The sequence below is a fragment of the Mammaliicoccus lentus genome, from assembly GCF_947036595.1.
GTDB lineage: Bacteria > Bacillota > Bacilli > Staphylococcales > Staphylococcaceae > Mammaliicoccus > Mammaliicoccus lentus.
Genome location: NZ_OX344834.1, coordinates 1,286,262 through 1,305,448 on the forward strand (window position 1 = coordinate 1,286,262; position 19,187 = coordinate 1,305,448).

Sequence of the window (19,187 nt, forward strand, 5' to 3'; positions counted from 1 at the left end):
ATAATACTTACAATAATAGTATATGAAAGGTTGGATGATTAATATGGAAAGAATCAAGTGGAAGGAATATTTTATGGCTCAAAGCCATTTGTTATCACTAAGATCAACATGTGAAAGGTTGTCGGTAGGTGCAACTATCGTTAAAGATAATAGAGTGATTGCAGGGGGATACAATGGGTCTGTTTCAGGTGAAGAACATTGTATTGATAATGGATGTTTAGTTGTCGACGGACATTGTATAAGAACAATCCATGCTGAAATGAACGCTATTATTCAGTGCGCAAAATTGGGTGTATCTTCAGAAGACGCAACAATATATGTAACACACTTTCCTTGTTTAAACTGTACTAAATCTATAATACAAGCTGGCATTAAACAAATTTATTATGCAGACGATTATCACAATCATACATATGCGATTCAGTTATTAGAACAATCAGGTGTTCATTTTGAAAGAATTGATTTCCATCCTGAAGATATTGTGAAATATTTAAAATAATAGGTTACGCAGCGTTATGTATTTTTACTTAGCCTTATATTTATTATCAGGTATTTTAATTGTCTTTAATATTTATATCGGGATGATATTTTTAAGTATAGTCATGCTAAGTTGTATGATCAAATTGAAATCATATAGAATTGCGATACTTGGTATTATCTTTGTCGTAATTGGTTATTTAATTTTACCGTCAATACAACTACCACAATTGGATTCGTTTAATCATGAAAAGCGTAACAAAGCACCGTTACATGATTTTATAGAATTTAAAGATGATATGGTAATTGACGGTGATTTATTTAAATCAATTGCTCAACAAAAAGGTAAAACTTATCAAGTTTATTACACAATTAAATCTAAAGAAGAAAAAGATAAAATCCTTAATAACTTACCTTTATTTAAAAAATGTGAAGTTTATTATGATTATAGTAACCCTTTACCTAATACTAATAGTTTGAAGTTTAACTATAAAGAATATCTTATCCAACAAGATATTGAAGGCATCATTAAAATTAAACAACCGTTTCTCAAATCTTGTATTAATAGTAAATTGAATCTTTTAGAAAAATTGCAGTTTCATAGGGAACATCTTATTTTAAATTTAAAAAGGTTAAATTTAGAATATATTGAAGATATTATTGCATTGACTTTAGGAGAAACGAAGTATTTATCTAGCGAACGAATTGAAGAATTAAAACATTTAGGTATATACCACTTGTATGCAGTAAGTGGTTCACATGTTGCTTTACTCAGTGTGTTTTTGTTTAATATATTGTTGAAATTTAAGCTAAGATATCATCAGGCAGAACTGATTATTTTTATTTTATTACCTATATATGCAGTATTAACAGGATTAAGTCCAAGTGTTATTAGAGCAGTAGCTGTTGTAATGTTATATCTTGTGATTAAAAAGTTTACACGTCTTGATTCACTACAAATTCTTTCAATTACCTTTATTTTGTCTGTCATGTATAAACCGTTTATAATTTATGACATAGGTTTTCAATTATCTTATTTAGTTTCTACATTTTTACTACTTACTATCCCCATTATTAAAACATTTCATTTCATTTATAAACTAATATGTATTAACTTAATAGCTCAAATTTCTACTTTTCCTATTCTTATTATGCATTTTAATACTTTTCAATGGTTAGGTTTATTAACCAACTTCTTTTTTATTCCTTGGTTTGAATTAATATTATTCCCTCTAGTTATGATTTTTTTGATTATCTATGTAACAATCGGCTTTGTACCTAATATTTTGATATATTTAACAGATTTAATGTTAAGTATAACTATTGATATTATACAAATAATAAATAATTTCAATATAGAAGATATTGTAGTAAGGAATCTTTCTCATATATCGTATTTTCTAATATTTATTATTTGTGTGATGATAAGTATGTATATTCTTAAAAAGAAAATTTTTAAAGCTATTATTATTTTTATATTAGTTATTATAACTGTAACTTATGATTTTAAAGAAGATAGAGTGATATTAAGGTTTTTGGATGTGGGACAAGGGGATGCGATGGTTTCATATCATAAAGATACAAATCAAATTGTAATGATAGATACAGGCGGTAAAATGTTATCAAATAAAAAAGACTGGCAAATCAAAGATAATGAACTTTCTTATACAAAGTCTGTATTAATACCTGAACTTCATGAAAAAGGCATTCGAAAAATCGATTATTTAATTGTATCACATCCACATTTAGATCATATGGGAGAACTAGAAGAATTAAGCCAAAAAATAAAAATTAAAAATCTAATAATAAATAAAAGAACTTGGGATAACAAAGAATTGAAGTTACTAATTAGTAGCCTTGAACAAAAAGGAATAACTATTATTGATAGTGTAGGGTTGAAAAATATAAAAGTAGGTAAAGCGATTTATAGGTTTTATAATCAAGATACAAAAAGTCATCCTGATAAAAATGAAAATTCAATCATAACGGAATTAGAAGTTTACAATAAGAAGATAATTTCTACAGGAGATGCAACGCAGAATAATGAACGAGCTGTTTTAAATAAAATTGATCATCAATATGATATTTTAAAAGTCGGACATCATGGTAGTTCAACGAGTTCAACTGAAGAATTTTTATCTCGAGTGAAACCTAGGTTATGTATTATAAGTGCTGGTAGAGGAAATAAATATGGCTTACCTAAAAAAGTAACTATTAAAAAACTTCAAAACCATAAATGTAAAATATTAAACACGCAAGATATAGGGGGAATAACCATCACATTGACTAAAGCTGGGATATCAACAACTAATGGTTTATACGATTACAATAAATCAGGCTGAGACATTATTATGTCCCAGCCTTGATTAAAAAATATAAATATGTACTATTAGTTAGGTAGTAAGCTGAATACTTGAGCAATGATATAAATCGCTGCTAAAAATAAGAAGCCTACAATAAAACCTAATCCAGAGTCTTTAACGTCATTGTTACGCCCTTGAGTATTTTCACCTTCAAATCTGTTCATATGACTCCCTCCTATACTTACATTCATTATATGATAATAAGCTTAAAAATGCTATACTTAATTAGAACTTTATAAGAGAGGAAGACTTATTTTGAAAGATAATATTGTATTAAATTATGGTGCAGTAGATGCATTAATAGAGAAAAAATCTAACGAAATTATCAATCAATATTTAAAAGAAGGGCGTGATGAATTCAATTACGCCAAATATGATTTATACGAAACACCCATTTCTAATGCAATAGAAGAAGCGTTAACTTTACCTTTCCTCTCAGACAAGAAAGTTGTTCATATTAAAAATGCTTACTTATTTACAGGTGAAAAAGTGAATAATAGCATTAACCATAGTACTGATGCTTTACTTGAATTTATAGAGCAATATGATGGAGATACGCTAGTAGTTTTTGATGTAAGTAACGAAAAATTAGACGAAAGAAAGAAACTCGTAAAAACTGTTAAAAAGAATGCAACACTAAATAAAATAGAGCAAATGTCAGAACAAGAAATGAAACAATGGATTAAGTCATATTTAAATGAGCAGTATAAAGACATTAAAGAAGACGCACTCGTCGCATTTTTAGAGTTAACTGGTATTCAATTTAATATTATACATGCAGAATTAGAAAAATTAATTTTATTTATTGGTGATGAACCAGTTATTAATAAAAAAGATGTTACTGAAATAGTTAGCCGTTCTCTTGAACAAAATGTATTTTTATTAACGGAGTATATACAAAAAGGAAAAAAAGAGAAGTCTATTGAATTGCTAAAAGATTTAATAAATTTGAAAGAAGAGCCTATTAAGTTGTTAGCATTAATAACAAGTAATTATAGATTGTACTATCAATGTAAAATATTAGCCGGCAAAAGTTACAGTGAGCAACAAATTGCTAAAACAATAGGAGTACATCCTTATAGAGTGAAATTAGCCTTAAGAATTATAAGAAATTTATCTTTAGAAAGACTGTTAAAGACGATAGATATATGTGCTGATACTGACTATGAATTAAAATCTTCATACATGGATAAAGTTTTAATTTTAGAGTTGTTTATCTTGAAAATTTAAAAATAAAAAAGCTACAGATGAACTGTAGCTTTTGTTAATTAGTTAGCTTTAGACATTAAGCTAGATTTAATTCTGTTAGCTTTATTTGAATGAATTAAGTTCTTTTTAGAAGCTTTATCAACTTTTTTGATAGCTAATGAAACTAATTCACCTTTGTTATCAGCATTATTTTCGATAGCAGTTCTTGCAGATTTAACAGCTGAACGCATATCATTTTTTTGTGAAATGTTTGCAGCGTCTTTCTTTTCAGTTACAGAAACACGTTTAATTGCAGATTTAATGTTTGGCATGAGAGTCACCTCCTAAATATGTTGTCCGTGATCAAATAATTTGATTGCAACAAAAAATATTTTATCAAATGTACGCCTTAAGTGCAATCATTATTTACATATTCCTTATAAAGCTTAACACTTTATGAACAGTTTGGTAATTGGTTTGCATTTATTCTATAAAGAAGGTATCATATCAAAGATGCTACTTACATCTGAAGATGTAAAATTAACGAGAAAGTTGGAGTTCAAATGGACAGAATGAAACGCCTAGAGCGCCAAAAGAAAATAAGAAACTTTTCTATTATTGCTCATATTGATCATGGAAAATCAACATTAGCTGATAGAATTTTGGAAAATACGAAAAGTGTTGAGACGAGAGATATGAAGTCTCAATTATTAGATTCAATGGATTTAGAAAGAGAACGTGGTATAACTATCAAATTAAACGCTGTTCAATTAAATTATACAGCGAAAGATGGGGAAACATACATACTACATTTAATTGATACACCGGGACACGTCGATTTTACTTATGAAGTATCACGTTCATTAGCTGCATGTGAAGGGGCTATTCTAATCGTAGATGCAGCTCAAGGTATCGAAGCACAAACTTTAGCAAACGTTTATCTTGCTTTAGACAATGACTTAGAGTTGATTCCAGTAATAAACAAAATCGATTTACCTGCTGCTGAACCGGAAAGGGTAAAGCAAGAAGTTGAAGATGTTATTGGTTTAGATGCGAGTGATGCGGTACTTGCAAGTGCGAAAGCTAATATTGGTATCGAAGAAATATTAGAGAAAGTCGTTGAAATAGTACCACCACCAGAAGGTGACCCAGAAAATCCACTACAAGCATTAATATTTGATTCTACTTACGATGCTTATAGAGGTGTAATTTCTTCAATTAGAATAGTTGAAGGGTCAGTTAAAGCCGGAGACAAAATTCAAATGATGTCCACAGATAAAACTTTTGAAGTTGCGGAAGTAGGTATTAATACACCTAAACCATTACCAGTTGAAACTTTATCAGTAGGTGATGTTGGATATATAATTGCATCTATTAAAAACGTTGCTGATTCTGACGTAGGTGATACGATAACAAATGCTGACAGACCTGCAGACAAACCACTTCAAGGTTATAAGAAAATGAATCCAATGGTATTCTGTGGGCTTTATCCAATAGACAATAGTAAATATAATGACTTAAGAGAAGCTTTAGAAAGACTTCAATTGAATGATGCTTCTTTAGAATTTGAGGCAGAAACATCTCAAGCATTAGGCTTTGGGTTCAGAACTGGATTTTTAGGATTATTACACATGGAAATCATACAAGAAAGAATTGAACGTGAATTTAACATTGAATTAATAGCAACTGCACCTTCAGTTATTTACGAATGTGAATTAACAGATGGAGAGAAAGTTGAAATTGATAACCCTTCACAATTCCCAGATCCACAAAAAATCAACACGATTTATGAACCGTATGTTAAAGCGACTATGATGGTACCAAGTGACTATGTCGGAGCAGTAATGGAATTATGTCAGAAAAAACGTGGTAATTTCGTTACAATGGATTATTTAGATGATATTCGAGTGAATATTATTTATGAAATTCCTTTATCTGAAGTTGTATTTGATTTCTTTGATCAATTGAAGTCTAATACGAAAGGTTATGCTTCTTTCGACTATGAATTAATCGGATATCAAGAAAGTAAACTTGTGAAAATGGATATCTTATTAAATGGAGACCAAGTAGATGCGTTAAGCTTTATTGTGCATAAAGAATTTGCTTACGAAAGAGGTAAAGCAATTGTAGATAAACTTAAAACATTAATTCCTAGACAACAATTTGAGGTGCCAGTTCAAGCAGCAATTGGTAATAAAATAGTAGCACGTACAAACATAAAATCTATGGGTAAAAATGTATTAGCAAAATGTTACGGTGGTGACATTAGTCGTAAACGTAAATTACTTGAAAAACAAAAAGCCGGTAAAGCTAAGATGAAGTCAGTCGGAAACGTTGAGATTCCACAAGATGCATTCCTAGCAGTACTGAAAATGGATGAAGATTAAACAAGAAACAGCTGCGTTTAAGTAGCTGTTTTTATTTTTAAAGGAGGATTTAAATGGCTAAAAGTGTATATATTCATATACCTTTCTGCGTTAGAATTTGTACTTATTGTGATTTTAATAAGTTTTTTATAGCCAATCAGCCTGTTGATGAATATTTAGATTGCTTAATAAAAGAAATGTCTACTCGCAAAGATAAAGTTGTAGAAACAATTTTTGTTGGAGGTGGGACGCCAACAGCATTATCAGAAGTTCAATTAGAAAAACTACTAATATCAATAAATGATTTATTTACTGTAACTGATGAATATACATTTGAAGCAAACCCGGATGAACTAACTGAAGGTAAAATTCAACTTTTAAAAAAATATGGTGTTAATAGGTTATCACTTGGAGTGCAAACTTTTGATGATGGTTTATTAGAAATTTTAGGACGTACACATCATAGTGACGATATTGAAAAAGCAGTTAAGTTATCTAGAAAACATAATATAGGCTCAGTTAGTTTAGATTTAATGTTTCACTTACCTGGTCAAACGTTGAAACAATTTGATGAATCAATAGATAAAGCATTATCACTTGATGTTGACCACATTTCAAGCTATGCACTTATACTTGAACCTAAAACTCAATTCTATAATTTATATAGAAAAGGAAAATTAAAATTACCTAATGAAGATTTAGGTGAAGAAATGTATCAACACTTACAAAATAAATTAAAAAAATCACCTCTACATCAATATGAAATATCTAATTTTTCTAAAGTAGGCCATGAATCACTTCATAACAAAGTATATTGGAAGAATGAAGAATATTATGGTTTCGGAGCTGGCGCACACGGATATATAAACGGTGTGAGATATAGTAATATTAATCCGGTTAATCAATATATAAATAAACTAACTAATGGAGAAATGCCTGTACTGCAAAATAGTGAAGTTACATTGAAAGAGCAAATGGAAGAGCAAATGTTCTTAGGCTTACGCATGACTGAAGGTGTTTCAAAATCTAGATTTTATAAAAAATTTGATCAAACGATTGAAGAAGTATTTGGTCAAAAGGTTAATAATTTATTGGAAAATGGTTTGTTAAATGAAAATGAAGATCATTTATACTTAAGTGAACGTGGTCAAATCATTGGTAACGAAGTATTTGAGCAGTTTTTATTAACTTAAATAAAAGAATGAAAAATCTTTCAAAAATTCGAGGGTTTAATGTTGACTTACTTTGACCAATTTGATAAATTATAATTAGCACTTGGATAGATAGAGTGCTAATCGAGGTGATAACATGATTACTGAGAGACAATTACAAATACTAAATGTAATTGTTGAGGATTATGTTGAGTTAGGCCAGCCAATTGGTTCTAAGTCGATTATTGAAAGGCATCAATTGCCTATAAGCCCAGCAACAGTTAGAAATGAGATGAAACAATTAGAAGAATTAGAACTCCTCGAGAAGACACATACTTCATCAGGAAGAGTTCCTTCTGAAAAAGGAATTAGACATTATGTTGACCAATTACTAAAGGTTAAATCACGTAGTAAACAATCAATAGACTGGTTCAACCAATTTTATGATGATAATCAATATGATGTTAATGCAATGCTAAAATGGTTAGCTTTGGAAATATCCAATCGTTCTCATTATACGACTGTTGTATTAGGACCCAATAAATTTTCAAGACATATTTTTGAAATTCATTTCGTTAGAGTGAACCCTAATCATTTAATGAGTGTTATCGTTTTTGCAGATGGATATGTAGAGAAAGTTCATTTACAAATTTCTAAACTCATAACACATGAACAAATAGAAAAGTTTATGAATTACTTGAATCTACATTTTAAGCAAAATACTTTATCTACATTGATAAACACGTTAGAATCATTAACGTTGTCATTTATTGATCAACAATTTATAAATAATTTTAAGTACGCGCTAATTACACAAATTAATGATCAAAATGAAGAAATGTTTTTAGGTGGAAAAATGCACTTGATTGAGGCGTTAAACGTTTCGAATGTGTCCATGATACAGTCAATTTTAAAGTATCTGGAATCTGAACGAATTGCCCAATTTTTAAACGAAACAGCTAATGATTCCATTAGCGTAAACATTGGACAAGAAATTAATCAGGACTTAGAAGGTATTTCAATAGTAAGTACAAGTTATGAGATTTCGGGAGATATAAGCGGTCATTTAGCCGTTATAGGTCCAACTGCAATGCATTACAATAAAGTGATTCAACTTTTGAATCATTTTTAAATAAGGAAAGAAAATGGAGGGCATGAAATGACGGAAGAAAATCAAAATGAAAAATTCGACGAGTCGTCTGAACAATCTCAAAACGTTGCCACTGAAGAAACTAATGGTAACGAAAATGAAGAAGTTGAAAATGTAGAAGAGGTTGAAGAGACTGAAAAAACAGTCGAAATTCCGGAAACTGAACTCGAACAATTAAAAGAAAAATTAAACGAAGAAGAAGAAAAATACTTACGTTTGTATGCTGAGTTTGAAAATTACAAGCGTAGAATGAAACAAGAAGCTAGTGTGGCGAAAGATTACCAAGCACAACGTGTTTTAACAGATGTGTTGCCAGCATTGGATAACATGGATCGCGCACTAAAACAAGAAGGCGAATCAGAAGATTTCGTATCATTTAAAAAAGGTGTACAAATGGTTTATGATGACTTATTGAGATCATTAAAAGAAAATGGTCTAGAAGAAATTGAGTCAGAGAATAAAGAATTTGATCCAACTGTACATCAAGCAGTTATGCAAGATAGCAATCCTGATTTTGAATCAGGTGTTATTACTGAAGAACTACAAAGAGGTTACAAATTAAAAGAACGCGTTTTAAGACCAGCAATGGTTAAAGTAAATGAATAATTAATTGAATTTAAAACGCAAATAAATAATTGGAGGAATTTTCTTATGAGTAAAGTAATAGGTATAGACTTAGGTACAACAAATTCAGTAGTATCAGTATTAGAAGGTGGAGAACCTAAAGTTATTCAAAACCCTGAAGGTAACAGAACTACACCATCAGTAGTAGCATTTAAAGACGGTGAAACTCAAGTAGGTGAAGTTGCTAAGCGTCAAGCAGTAACAAACCCTAATACAATTCAATCAGTAAAACGTCATATGGGTACTGATTACAAAGAAAAAGTAGAAGATAAAGAGTATACTCCACAAGAAATTTCAGCAATGATTCTACAAAATCTTAAATCAACAGCAGAAAGTTATTTAGGCGAAAACGTAACTAAAGCAGTAATCACAGTTCCAGCTTACTTTAATGACTCTGAACGTCAAGCAACTAAAGACGCTGGTAGAATCGCTGGCTTAGAAGTAGAACGTATTATTAACGAGCCAACTGCAGCAGCTTTAGCATACGGTTTAGATAAAACAGAGCAAGATCAAAAAGTACTTGTATTTGACCTTGGTGGCGGTACATTTGACGTGTCTATTCTAGAATTAGGCGACGGTGTATTCGAAGTATTAGCAACTGCTGGTGATAATAAACTTGGTGGTGACGATTTTGACGACGTTATCATTCAATATTTAGCTGAAGAATTCAAAAAAGAAAATGGCATTGATTTATCACAAGATAAAATGGCTTTACAACGTCTAAAAGACGCTGCAGAAAAAGCTAAGAAAGATTTATCAGGTGTATCTTCAACACAAATTTCATTACCATTTATCTCAGGTGGCGCTAATGGCCCATTACACTTAGAAACTACTTTAACTAGAGCTAAATTCGAAGCTTTAACTAGTGAATTAGTAGAAAAAACTATGGGTCCAACTAGACAAGCTATGAAAGATGCTGGATTATCTAATTCAGATATCGATGAAGTAATTCTAGTAGGTGGTTCTACTCGTATACCAGCTGTACAAGATGCAATTAAAAAAGAAATCGGTAAAGATCCTAACAAAGGTGTTAACCCAGATGAAGTAGTAGCAATGGGTGCTGCTATTCAAGGTGGCGTTATAACTGGTGATGTTAAAGACGTTGTATTATTAGACGTAACACCATTATCATTAGGTATTGAAACAATGGGTGGCGTTTCTACAGTATTAATCGAAAGAAACACAACTATCCCAACATCTAAATCTCAAGTATTCTCTACAGCAGCTGATAACCAACCAGCGGTAGACATTCACGTATTACAAGGTGAGCGTCAATTAGCAGCTGATAACAAAACACTTGGTAGATTCCAATTAACTGATATACCACCAGCTCCACGTGGTGTACCTCAAATCGAAGTATCATTCGATATCGACAAAAACGGTATTGTAAATGTTACAGCTAAAGATTTAGGTACTAATAAAGAACAAAAAATCACAATCGAATCTAGTTCTTCACTATCAGACGATGAAATCGACCGTATGGTTAAAGACGCAGAGAAAAATGCGGAAGAAGACAAAAAACGTCGTGAAGAAATCGATTTAAGAAACGAAGCAGACCAAATGGTATTCACTGTAGATAAAACATTATCTGACTTAGGTGATAATGTTGACGAAAGTGAAAAAACTAAAGCTGAAGATGCTAAAGAAGAATTGAAAAAAGCATTAGAAGGCGACGATATTGAAGATATCAGAACTAAAAAAGATGCTCTTGAAGAAATCGTTCAACAATTATCAGTGAAAATGTATGAACAAGCTGCTCAAGCACAACAAGGTGCAGAATCAGCTGAAGGACAAGGGAATTCAGATGATGATGTAGTAGATGCAGAGTATACTGAAGTTAACGACGAAGATAAAAAACAATAATATTACTCATTAAAAAGTCAAAGTCAATGTGATTGGCTTTGGCTTTTTTAATTCAAGTTTTTCTAGTAATATATCAATGTGTAAAGGAGAGATTTTTTTGGCTAAAAGAGATTACTATGAAGTACTCGGTGTATCTAAAGATGCTTCACAAGATGAAATTAAAAAAGCTTATAGAAAATTATCAAAAAAGTATCACCCAGATATAAACCATGAAGAAGGTGCTGACGCCAAATTTAAAGAATTATCTGAAGCATACGAAATTCTTAGTGATGAAAATAAACGTGCTCAATATGATAGATTTGGACATAATGCATCACAACAAGGATTTGGTGGAGGATCACAAGGATTTGGAGGTCAAGACTTCTCTGGCTTTGGTGGATTCGAAGATATATTTGGTTCATTCTTTGGTGGCGGTGCAAGAAGAGATCCTAATGCACCGAGACAAGGTGATGACTTACAATATAGCATGACGTTATCATTCGAAGAAGCAGTATTTGGTACTGAAAAAGATATTACAGTTCGTAAAGATGTAGAATGTGATACTTGTCATGGCAATGGTGCTAAACCAGGAACTAAGAAGAAAACATGTTCATATTGTAATGGACAAGGTCATGTAACAGTAGAACAAAATACAATTCTTGGTAGAATGCAAACGCAAAAAGTTTGTCCTGAATGTAATGGTACTGGACAAGAATTTGAAGAGAAATGTCCAGATTGTCACGGTAAAGGTACTCAAAACAAAAAAGTTACAATCAAAGTTAAAGTACCAGCAGGTGTAGATAATGATCAACAAATTCGTTTAGCAGGCAAAGGTGGACCAGGTGTTAATGGTGGTCCAGCAGGTGATTTATATGTGGTATTTAGAGTTAGACCTCATGATAAATTCAAACGTGATGGAGACGATATATTCTACGATTTAAATCTATCATTTCCTCAAGCAGCATTAGGTGATGAAGTAACTGTTCCGACATTAAATGGCAGCGTGGCACTAACAGTACCTGCAGGAACACAAACTGGTAAGCAGTTCAGATTACGTGAAAAAGGTATTCAAAATGTTCATGGTTATGGTAAAGGTGATTATTTCGTAACTGTAAAAGTTGTAACACCGGATAAATTAACAGAACGTCAAGAAGAATTACTACGTGAATTCGCTGAAATTGGTGGAGAAACATTAACAGAACAACCTTCAAGTTTAAAAGATAGAGCTAAAAAGTTCTTTAAAGGAGAATAGCCCGTGAATTGGATTGAGTATTCTATAATGATAAATGAAGAATCAGAACCTGTCGTAACAGCACTATTAAATGAATTAGGTGCAAATGGTGTTGTTATTGAAGATTCATCTGAACTAGATAAAGAACACATCGATGTTTATGGTGAAATATATGAATTAAATCCTGATGATTACCCAGATCATGATATTAGAGTGAAATGTTATTTTAGTGAACTAGTATTTACTGAATCGCTAGAACAAGAAATAAAAAATACAATTTCAAATATTGATGGTATTAAACCGGAAGTATTGGCTTTTTCAAAGACAGTCATTCAAGAATCAGACTGGGAAAATGAATGGAAGAATTATTTTCATCCTTTTAAAGCTTCAGAACGCTTTGCGATTGTTCCTAGTTGGGAAGAATATGAAAACACTGATGACAGTTTATGTATAGAACTTGATCCAGGGATGGCTTTTGGTACAGGAGATCATCCAACTACAAGTATGTGTTTAAGACACATAGAAGAAGTTGTAGAGCCAAATCATAAAGTGATTGATGTTGGTACCGGCTCAGGCATTTTAAGCATTGGGTGCTATTTATTAGGCGTTAAATCTATCAAAGCTATTGATTTAGATGACTTAGCTGTTAAAGTTGCTAAAGAAAACTTTGAAAAAAATCATTGCGAAAATAGTATAAAAGTTGAGACTGGGAATTTATTAACAGAAGAAACTGAGCAATACGATGTTATTATTGCAAATATTTTAGCGCATGTTATAGATTTAATGATAGAAGATAGTTACGATAGACTTAACGATGGTGGTTTCTTTATAACATCTGGCATCATTGATGAGAAATGCGATGAAATCACTAATAGATTAACCGAAGTTGGTTTTAAAATTGAGAAAGTTTTAAAAGAAAACGGCTGGGTTTCAATAAGAGCTAGAAAGTAGGAGAACAATGCAAAGATACTTCTTACTTGAAAACGCTGAGTTAAATCAGCGTTTTTTTCTACATAATAACGAAGACATACACCATATAAAAAATGTAATGAGAATGACAGTTGATGATGAGATTATCATCACTTTTAATGATCAAAAATCGATGATTTGCAAAATTATAGATTTTCATGAACAAAATATAGAAGTACTGACATTAGAAGATACGACGAGACAGACAGAATTACCTGTCGAGATTTCAATCGCTAGCGGATTAATAAAAGGCGATAAATATGAGTGGATGATTCAAAAAGCAACAGAAATGGGCGCACACCGTTTTATTGCTGTTCAATCTGAACGTTCTGTCGTTAAATTAGATCATAAAAAGCAGTCTAAAAAGATTGATAGATGGCAAAAAATCATTAAAGAAGCAAGTGAGCAAAGCATGCGTTTGACTATCCCAGATATCAGGTATATGTCGAATTTTAATTCTGTTTGTGATATTATAAATGAATATGATTATGTATTAATAGCTTATGAAGAAGAAGCTAAACGTGGGGGAACAAGTAATTTACATCAAATTGGTTCTAACTTAAAAAAGGGACAAAAAGTTTTAATCATCTTTGGGCCAGAAGGTGGGCTTTCTGAAAAAGAAGTTGCTTTATTTGAAGATGGATATAACATAAGTCTAGGACCGAGAATATTAAGGGCTGAAACCGCTCCATTGTATGCTTTAGCTGCTTTAAGCTATCAATTAGAATTAATGAGGTGAATATAGTTGGCTACAGTAGCATTCCATACTTTAGGTTGTAAAGTTAACCATTATGAAACTGAAGCAATTTGGCAATTATTTAAGGAAAATGATTACGAAAGAGTAGAGTTTGAAACAAACGCTGATGTATTTATTATAAATACTTGTACAGTGACTAACACAGGAGACAAGAAGAGTAGACAAGTTATAAGAAGAGCTATTCGTAAAAACCCTGATGCAGTAGTATGTGTAACAGGTTGTTATGCGCAAACATCTCCAGCAGAAATCATGGCGATACCAGGGGTAGATATCGTTGTAGGTACTCAAGATCGTCATAAGTTAATTTCTTATATTGAAGACTATAAGACAAGCAGACAGCCAATAAATGGTGTTGGAAACATCATGAAGAATAGAAAATATGAAGAACTAGAAGTACCTTATTTCACTGACCGAACTCGTGCTTCATTAAAAATTCAAGAAGGCTGTAATAATTTCTGTACTTTTTGTATTATTCCATGGGCTAGAGGATTAATGCGTTCAAGAGATCCTAAACAAGTAGTTAGCCAAGCGACAACACTTGTAAATTCAGGATATAAAGAAATCGTATTAACTGGTATTCACACAGGTGGATATGGTGAAGATTTAAAAGATTATAACTTAGCGCAATTATTACGTGATTTAGAAGAAGTAGAAAACTTAGAAAGAATTAGAATTTCTTCTATAGAAGCGAGTCAATTAACAGATGAAGTTATCGATGTTATCGATAAATCTACAAAAGTCGTAAGGCATTTGCATATTCCATTACAATCCGGTTCTGATTCTGTGTTGAAACGTATGAGAAGAAAATATACTATGGCTCATTTTTCAGAAAGACTACAAAAACTTCATAAAGCATTACCTGGTTTAGCAGTAACAAGTGATGTTATAGTTGGTTTCCCAGGTGAAACTGAAGAAGAATTCCAAGAAACTTATGATTTCATAGTTAAGCATCAATTCTCTGAACTGCATGTTTTCCCATATTCAATGAGAACAGGTACACCTGCAGCAAGAATGACAGATCAAGTAGATGAAGACATTAAAAATGACCGTGTTCATAGACTTATAGAACTATCAAATCAACTTGCAAAAGATTATGCATCAAAATTCGACCAAACTGTATTAGAAGTCATTCCTGAAGAAAAAGGCTCTAAAGATGGTAAATTAGTTGGTTATGCAGATAATTACATGAAGATAGAATTTGATGGAGATGAATCTCTAATTGGAGAATTAGTAAAAGTTAAAGTAATAGAACCAGGTTATCCAATTAATAAAGGAAAACTTGTAAAAGTAATCAATCATGCAACAAATAAAGACGAAAGATTAGTTGCATATTAAGATTCATTGCAAATGATTATTGACTTAAAAAATGACTTATTTTATAATGTTTAAGTACATAGTAATATATTTACTATGTAACTGACATATAAAGCTTTGTTGATATTTGGAGGGAGGGAAATACAGATGTCTAAAACAGTAGTTCGTAAAAACGAATCAATCGAAGATGCATTACGTCGCTTTAAACGTACAGTTTCAAAAAGCGGTACGATTCAAGAAGTGCGTAAACGTGAGTTCTATGAGAAACCTAGCGTTAAACGTAAGAAGAAATCAGAAGCAGCTCGCAAACGTAAATTTAAATAATTAATTTTCTATTGAACTCCCTCAAAGAATATTAATTAATTATAATGAAATCTATTTGCGTAAATTAAATGTTAAAGCAGTCCGAGACCTATAGGTTTCGGACTGCTTTTTTATATAGGCAATAGCTGACTTAAGTAAAATATAAATATATCAAGCTTTTTCAATCCTATTCATGGGTATACGATATTTTTAGAAAAAATTGAAAATAAAAAAATTTTCTATAAAATATTTAGAATAAAAGATATATACGTTTTAGTTCACTGGTGATTTATTGTATAATGAAATAGAGGGGTGGTAATATTGACATCAGCGTATGAATACATACTTATGTTTATTCAAAACAACATAAATTTAGGTATTGTTTCAAGTCAAAGTGTTTCTTCATTTGGTGACTTTATATCTTCGCCAATTATTACATTGATTTTGACTTGTATTATTTTTCTAGGCGCACTTTATCAACTATATTCAGAACGTATAAACTTTGCCGGCATTGCAAGTTTTATATGTACACTTATATTTTTTATAGGTTTTGTAATAGTTGATGAAATTAGTTTAATGTCCGTTTTATTGTTTTCAATTGGTGTTATTTTAGTCATTATTGAATTATTTGTTGTAGGCGCTGTACTTGGTATCCTTGGTTTTATTGCAATTATCGGCAGTTTTATATTAGTTGGTGATAATTTATTAATCATGGGCGCTATTATTGCAGTTGCTTTAATTTTAACAACTATAGAGTGGGTGATATTAGTGAAAGGTTTTAATCGAAAAATACCATTCTTTGAAAAAGTCATTCTTAGAGATTCTACAAACAAAGAGTCAGGTTATACATCACATGATGATAGAAGTCATTTAATTGGTAAAGTGTGTACAACTTTTACAGCGTTGAGACCCTCAGGTATTATCCTTGTTGATGATGATAGAATAGATGCTGTTTCTGATGGTAATTTTATTCAAAAAGACCAACAAGTTAAAATTGTACAGGTTGAAGGTACAAGAGTAGTCGTAAGAGAAATTTAAATTAAGGAGAGTTGCATATGTTATCAGGTTTAATCGCCATAATCATTATTGCGGTAATTGTTATTGTATTACTTATGATTCTATTCTCGTTTGTACCAGTTGGATTATGGATTTCAGCTGTAGCTGCAGGCGTTAAAGTAGGAATAGGAACATTAGTCGGAATGCGTTTAAGACGTGTTTCACCAAGACGAGTTATTAATCCGTTAATTAAAGCACATAAAGCAGGTTTAGCATTAACTACAAATCAATTAGAATCTCACTATTTAGCTGGAGGTAACGTTGATAGAGTAGTAGATGCGATTATTGCAGCACAAAGAGCTGAGATTAACTTAGCATTTGAACGTGGTGCAGCTATCGATTTAGCTGGTCGTGACGTTCTAGAAGCTGTACAAATGTCAGTTAACCCTAAAGTAATTGAAACACCATTTATTTCTGGTGTTGCTATGAACGGTATTGAAGTTAAAGCGAAAGCTAGAATTACTGTTAGAGCAAATATTGATCGCTTAGTTGGTGGTGCTGGTGAAGATACAATCATCGCACGTGTTGGTGAAGGTATTGTATCAACAATTGGTTCAAGTAAACACCATACGAAAGTACTTGAAAATCCAGACAGTATTTCACAAACAGTGTTAAGTAAAGGTTTAGATTCAGGTACAGCATTTGAAATCTTATCTATAGATATCGCAGACGTGGATATCGGTAAAAACATCGGTGCAGATCTTCAAACTGAGCAAGCACTTGCAGATAAAAATATTGCACAAGCTAAAGCTGAAGAACGTCGTGCAATGGCTGTAGCTACAGAACAAGAAATGAAAGCACGTGTACAAGAAATGCGTTCTAAAGTTGTTGAATCTGAAGCTGAAGTACCTCTTGCAATGGCTGAAGCACTTAAATCAGGCAATATCGGCGTTAAAGATTATTATAATTTAAAAAATATAGAAGCTGATACTGGTATGAGAGAAGCTATAAATAAGAGTACTAATCCACAAGACGCAAATTCACCGAACGAATAAGAGAGGTGATTTAAATGGAGATAGGCATTATAATCTTTGTTATTTGGATTATTATTAGTGTGATTAGTGGCATAGTTGAAAATGGCGCTAAAAATAAAAAGAAAAAGCAAAATACTCAATGGCCTGCACATCCAAATCCGAGTAAAAAGCCAGTCCAAAGACAAGCTAGTAATCAAGTGGATAATGCTCAACTAGAATTACAAGAATTAGTTAAAAAGTTCTATTCCTATAAAGAAAAGGCTGAAACTAGTTCGACTGATCGAATGTCTAACCACTATAAACAATTAGCTAAACAACTATCCACTCATCTAGAGAAACAAGGGATAGATGTTGAGCAAGTAAATACAAAGCAAAATAATAGTGAAACTCAGCCACAAACTCAAAGCCAAGCTCAGTCAACAGATGCTCATGAAAATGAATTGATTAATAAAAGAAAAGAAGAAATTCATAAAAATAAACCAAAGCGTCAAAAAGAAGCAATCAAAAATTTATTAGAATTTAGTAAAGAAGAAAAACAATCTTTATCTAAAGTTCAACAGGAAAGCTTTGAAAAACTTGAAGAAGAAGCTAATGAGATTATTCATAATACTCAACTTTCTGAAAGAACTAGAAGAACGATGGTTAAACAACTCTACTTAAATAGTAAACATAAATTTAATGATGAAGCTGTAAATATTGACGAGAACAATGTTGTTAATGGTATTATTTGGTCAGAAATTCTTAAAAGACCAGAGGGCATCAAATAAGTTGAATAGCTAGAGATTAACATTTATTAGAGTAGCATAACTCAGGGGAAATTCTTACAACTAGAATTTTCTCTGAGTTTTTATTTTGATAATACCTTTAGTTTTTATTCACAAATTGTAGATTTAGAATTACAATAAACTTAGTAAGAACAAAGGTGTGATAAAAATGATATTTAAAAAGAAACTAAGTGTTTCATCTATAATGATATCAATTTTGCTATTTTTAATATCTTTAATTCCGTTACTTATAAGTAATAAATTACTAATTTTTATTACTTTTGTTCTAGTGTTTTTAATTATAATTAATATACTTCTAGAGAGATATACTGTAAAAGAACACTTCTTGACTATACGTAGAGGTCTTTTCAAAAAAACATATAATATATTTAATATTGAACAGTTAAATATGGCGAAATCTATCGAAGGAAATAGTATGATAGAAATAGTATACAAAGGAGAAATTATAGAAAAAGTTTCTCCAATAGAAGAAAGAGAATTTATTATTACATTAATTCGAATCAATCCGAATATTAAGTTAAATAATAGTAATAGGTTACGTGAATTTCAAAAAATAAATAAAATGATTAAATCACAGGAAAACTTAAATAATATTCAAAATAAAGTGCATAAGATTGCACGTTAGACAAAGGTTTGG

At 31.2% G+C, this 19,187-nt stretch carries 19 protein-coding genes; 17 read left to right on the plus strand and 2 right to left on the minus strand.

Features of this window, described 5'->3' with window-relative positions:
- The first annotated feature begins 43 nt into the window (after positions 1-43).
- Both ACNMOQ_RS06395 and ACNMOQ_RS06400 read left to right on the plus strand, forming a co-directional pair.
- The gene (locus ACNMOQ_RS06395) at positions 44-499 is read left to right on the plus strand and encodes a ComE operon protein 2 (protein ID WP_026023586.1); all 456 of its coding nucleotides are present in this window, start codon (positions 44-46) and stop codon (positions 497-499) included.
- Positions 500-515: 16 nt separating this feature from the next.
- The gene (locus tag ACNMOQ_RS06400; RefSeq protein WP_416350364.1) at positions 516-2,819 is read left to right on the plus strand and encodes a DNA internalization-related competence protein ComEC/Rec2; all 2,304 of its coding nucleotides are present in this window, start codon (positions 516-518) and stop codon (positions 2,817-2,819) included.
- A 47-nt stretch (positions 2,820-2,866) separates the two neighbouring features.
- Here ACNMOQ_RS06400 and ACNMOQ_RS06405 read toward each other — a convergent pair whose 3' ends face one another.
- On the minus strand, positions 2,867-3,004 hold the full coding sequence (locus ACNMOQ_RS06405; protein ID WP_016998552.1) for a YqzM family protein: 138 nt from the start codon (positions 3,002-3,004) through the stop codon (positions 2,867-2,869).
- A gap of 91 nt (positions 3,005-3,095) precedes the next feature.
- Here ACNMOQ_RS06405 and holA point away from each other — a divergent pair, with 91 nt between their 5' ends.
- Positions 3,096-4,070, plus strand: a complete 975-nt coding sequence (gene holA, locus ACNMOQ_RS06410) for a DNA polymerase III subunit delta (protein ID WP_016998553.1) — start codon at positions 3,096-3,098, stop codon at positions 4,068-4,070.
- A gap of 38 nt (positions 4,071-4,108) precedes the next feature.
- Here the strand turns inward: holA and rpsT are convergent, their stop codons facing one another.
- Positions 4,109-4,360 (minus strand): 30S ribosomal protein S20, encoded by a 252-nt coding sequence (gene rpsT, locus ACNMOQ_RS06415; protein ID WP_064204513.1) that lies wholly within the window; start codon positions 4,358-4,360, stop codon positions 4,109-4,111.
- A 231-nt stretch (positions 4,361-4,591) separates the two neighbouring features.
- Here rpsT and lepA point away from each other — a divergent pair, with 231 nt between their 5' ends.
- From lepA to ACNMOQ_RS06485, 14 genes are all read left to right on the plus strand, one after another.
- A complete protein-coding gene (gene lepA, locus ACNMOQ_RS06420) occupies positions 4,592-6,415 on the plus strand; it encodes a translation elongation factor 4 (protein ID WP_416350365.1) in 1,824 nt (607 codons plus the stop codon).
- 53 nt (positions 6,416-6,468) lie between these two features.
- Entirely contained in the window at positions 6,469-7,587 is a 1,119-nt protein-coding gene (gene hemW / locus ACNMOQ_RS06425) for a radical SAM family heme chaperone HemW (protein ID WP_239705974.1), read from the plus strand.
- Positions 7,588-7,702: 115 nt separating this feature from the next.
- The gene (hrcA, locus tag ACNMOQ_RS06430; protein ID WP_016998557.1) at positions 7,703-8,677 is read left to right on the plus strand and encodes a heat-inducible transcriptional repressor HrcA; all 975 of its coding nucleotides are present in this window, start codon (positions 7,703-7,705) and stop codon (positions 8,675-8,677) included.
- Between the two features lie 27 nt (positions 8,678-8,704).
- On the plus strand, positions 8,705-9,301 hold the full coding sequence (gene grpE / locus ACNMOQ_RS06435; RefSeq protein WP_064204516.1) for a nucleotide exchange factor GrpE: 597 nt from the start codon (positions 8,705-8,707) through the stop codon (positions 9,299-9,301).
- 45 nt (positions 9,302-9,346) lie between these two features.
- Positions 9,347-11,182 (plus strand): molecular chaperone DnaK, encoded by a 1,836-nt coding sequence (gene dnaK / locus ACNMOQ_RS06440; RefSeq protein ID WP_016998559.1) that lies wholly within the window; start codon positions 9,347-9,349, stop codon positions 11,180-11,182.
- A 97-nt stretch (positions 11,183-11,279) separates the two neighbouring features.
- The gene (gene dnaJ, locus ACNMOQ_RS06445) at positions 11,280-12,413 is read left to right on the plus strand and encodes a molecular chaperone DnaJ (RefSeq protein WP_016998560.1); all 1,134 of its coding nucleotides are present in this window, start codon (positions 11,280-11,282) and stop codon (positions 12,411-12,413) included.
- Between the two features lie 3 nt (positions 12,414-12,416).
- A complete protein-coding gene (gene prmA, locus ACNMOQ_RS06450) occupies positions 12,417-13,343 on the plus strand; it encodes a 50S ribosomal protein L11 methyltransferase (protein WP_218706098.1) in 927 nt (308 codons plus the stop codon).
- Positions 13,344-13,350: 7 nt separating this feature from the next.
- Positions 13,351-14,100 (plus strand): 16S rRNA (uracil(1498)-N(3))-methyltransferase, encoded by a 750-nt coding sequence (locus tag ACNMOQ_RS06455; protein ID WP_416350366.1) that lies wholly within the window; start codon positions 13,351-13,353, stop codon positions 14,098-14,100.
- Positions 14,101-14,106: 6 nt separating this feature from the next.
- The gene (gene mtaB, locus ACNMOQ_RS06460) at positions 14,107-15,453 is read left to right on the plus strand and encodes a tRNA (N(6)-L-threonylcarbamoyladenosine(37)-C(2))-methylthiotransferase MtaB (RefSeq protein ID WP_016998563.1); all 1,347 of its coding nucleotides are present in this window, start codon (positions 14,107-14,109) and stop codon (positions 15,451-15,453) included.
- Positions 15,454-15,579: 126 nt separating this feature from the next.
- Complete coding sequence (gene rpsU / locus ACNMOQ_RS06465) at positions 15,580-15,756, plus strand: 30S ribosomal protein S21 (protein ID WP_016998564.1); 177 nt, start codon at positions 15,580-15,582, stop codon at positions 15,754-15,756.
- A 327-nt stretch (positions 15,757-16,083) separates the two neighbouring features.
- Positions 16,084-16,773, plus strand: a complete 690-nt coding sequence (locus ACNMOQ_RS06470; protein ID WP_026023587.1) for an NfeD family protein — start codon at positions 16,084-16,086, stop codon at positions 16,771-16,773.
- A gap of 17 nt (positions 16,774-16,790) precedes the next feature.
- The gene (gene floA, locus ACNMOQ_RS06475) at positions 16,791-17,786 is read left to right on the plus strand and encodes a flotillin-like protein FloA (protein ID WP_016998566.1); all 996 of its coding nucleotides are present in this window, start codon (positions 16,791-16,793) and stop codon (positions 17,784-17,786) included.
- Between the two features lie 14 nt (positions 17,787-17,800).
- Entirely contained in the window at positions 17,801-18,532 is a 732-nt protein-coding gene (locus ACNMOQ_RS06480; RefSeq protein ID WP_016998567.1) for a hypothetical protein, read from the plus strand.
- A 166-nt stretch (positions 18,533-18,698) separates the two neighbouring features.
- Positions 18,699-19,175: a PH domain-containing protein gene (locus tag ACNMOQ_RS06485; RefSeq protein ID WP_218729389.1), complete on the plus strand. Its 477-nt coding sequence runs from the start codon at positions 18,699-18,701 to the stop codon at positions 19,173-19,175.
- The last annotated feature ends 12 nt before the right edge of the window (positions 19,176-19,187 follow it).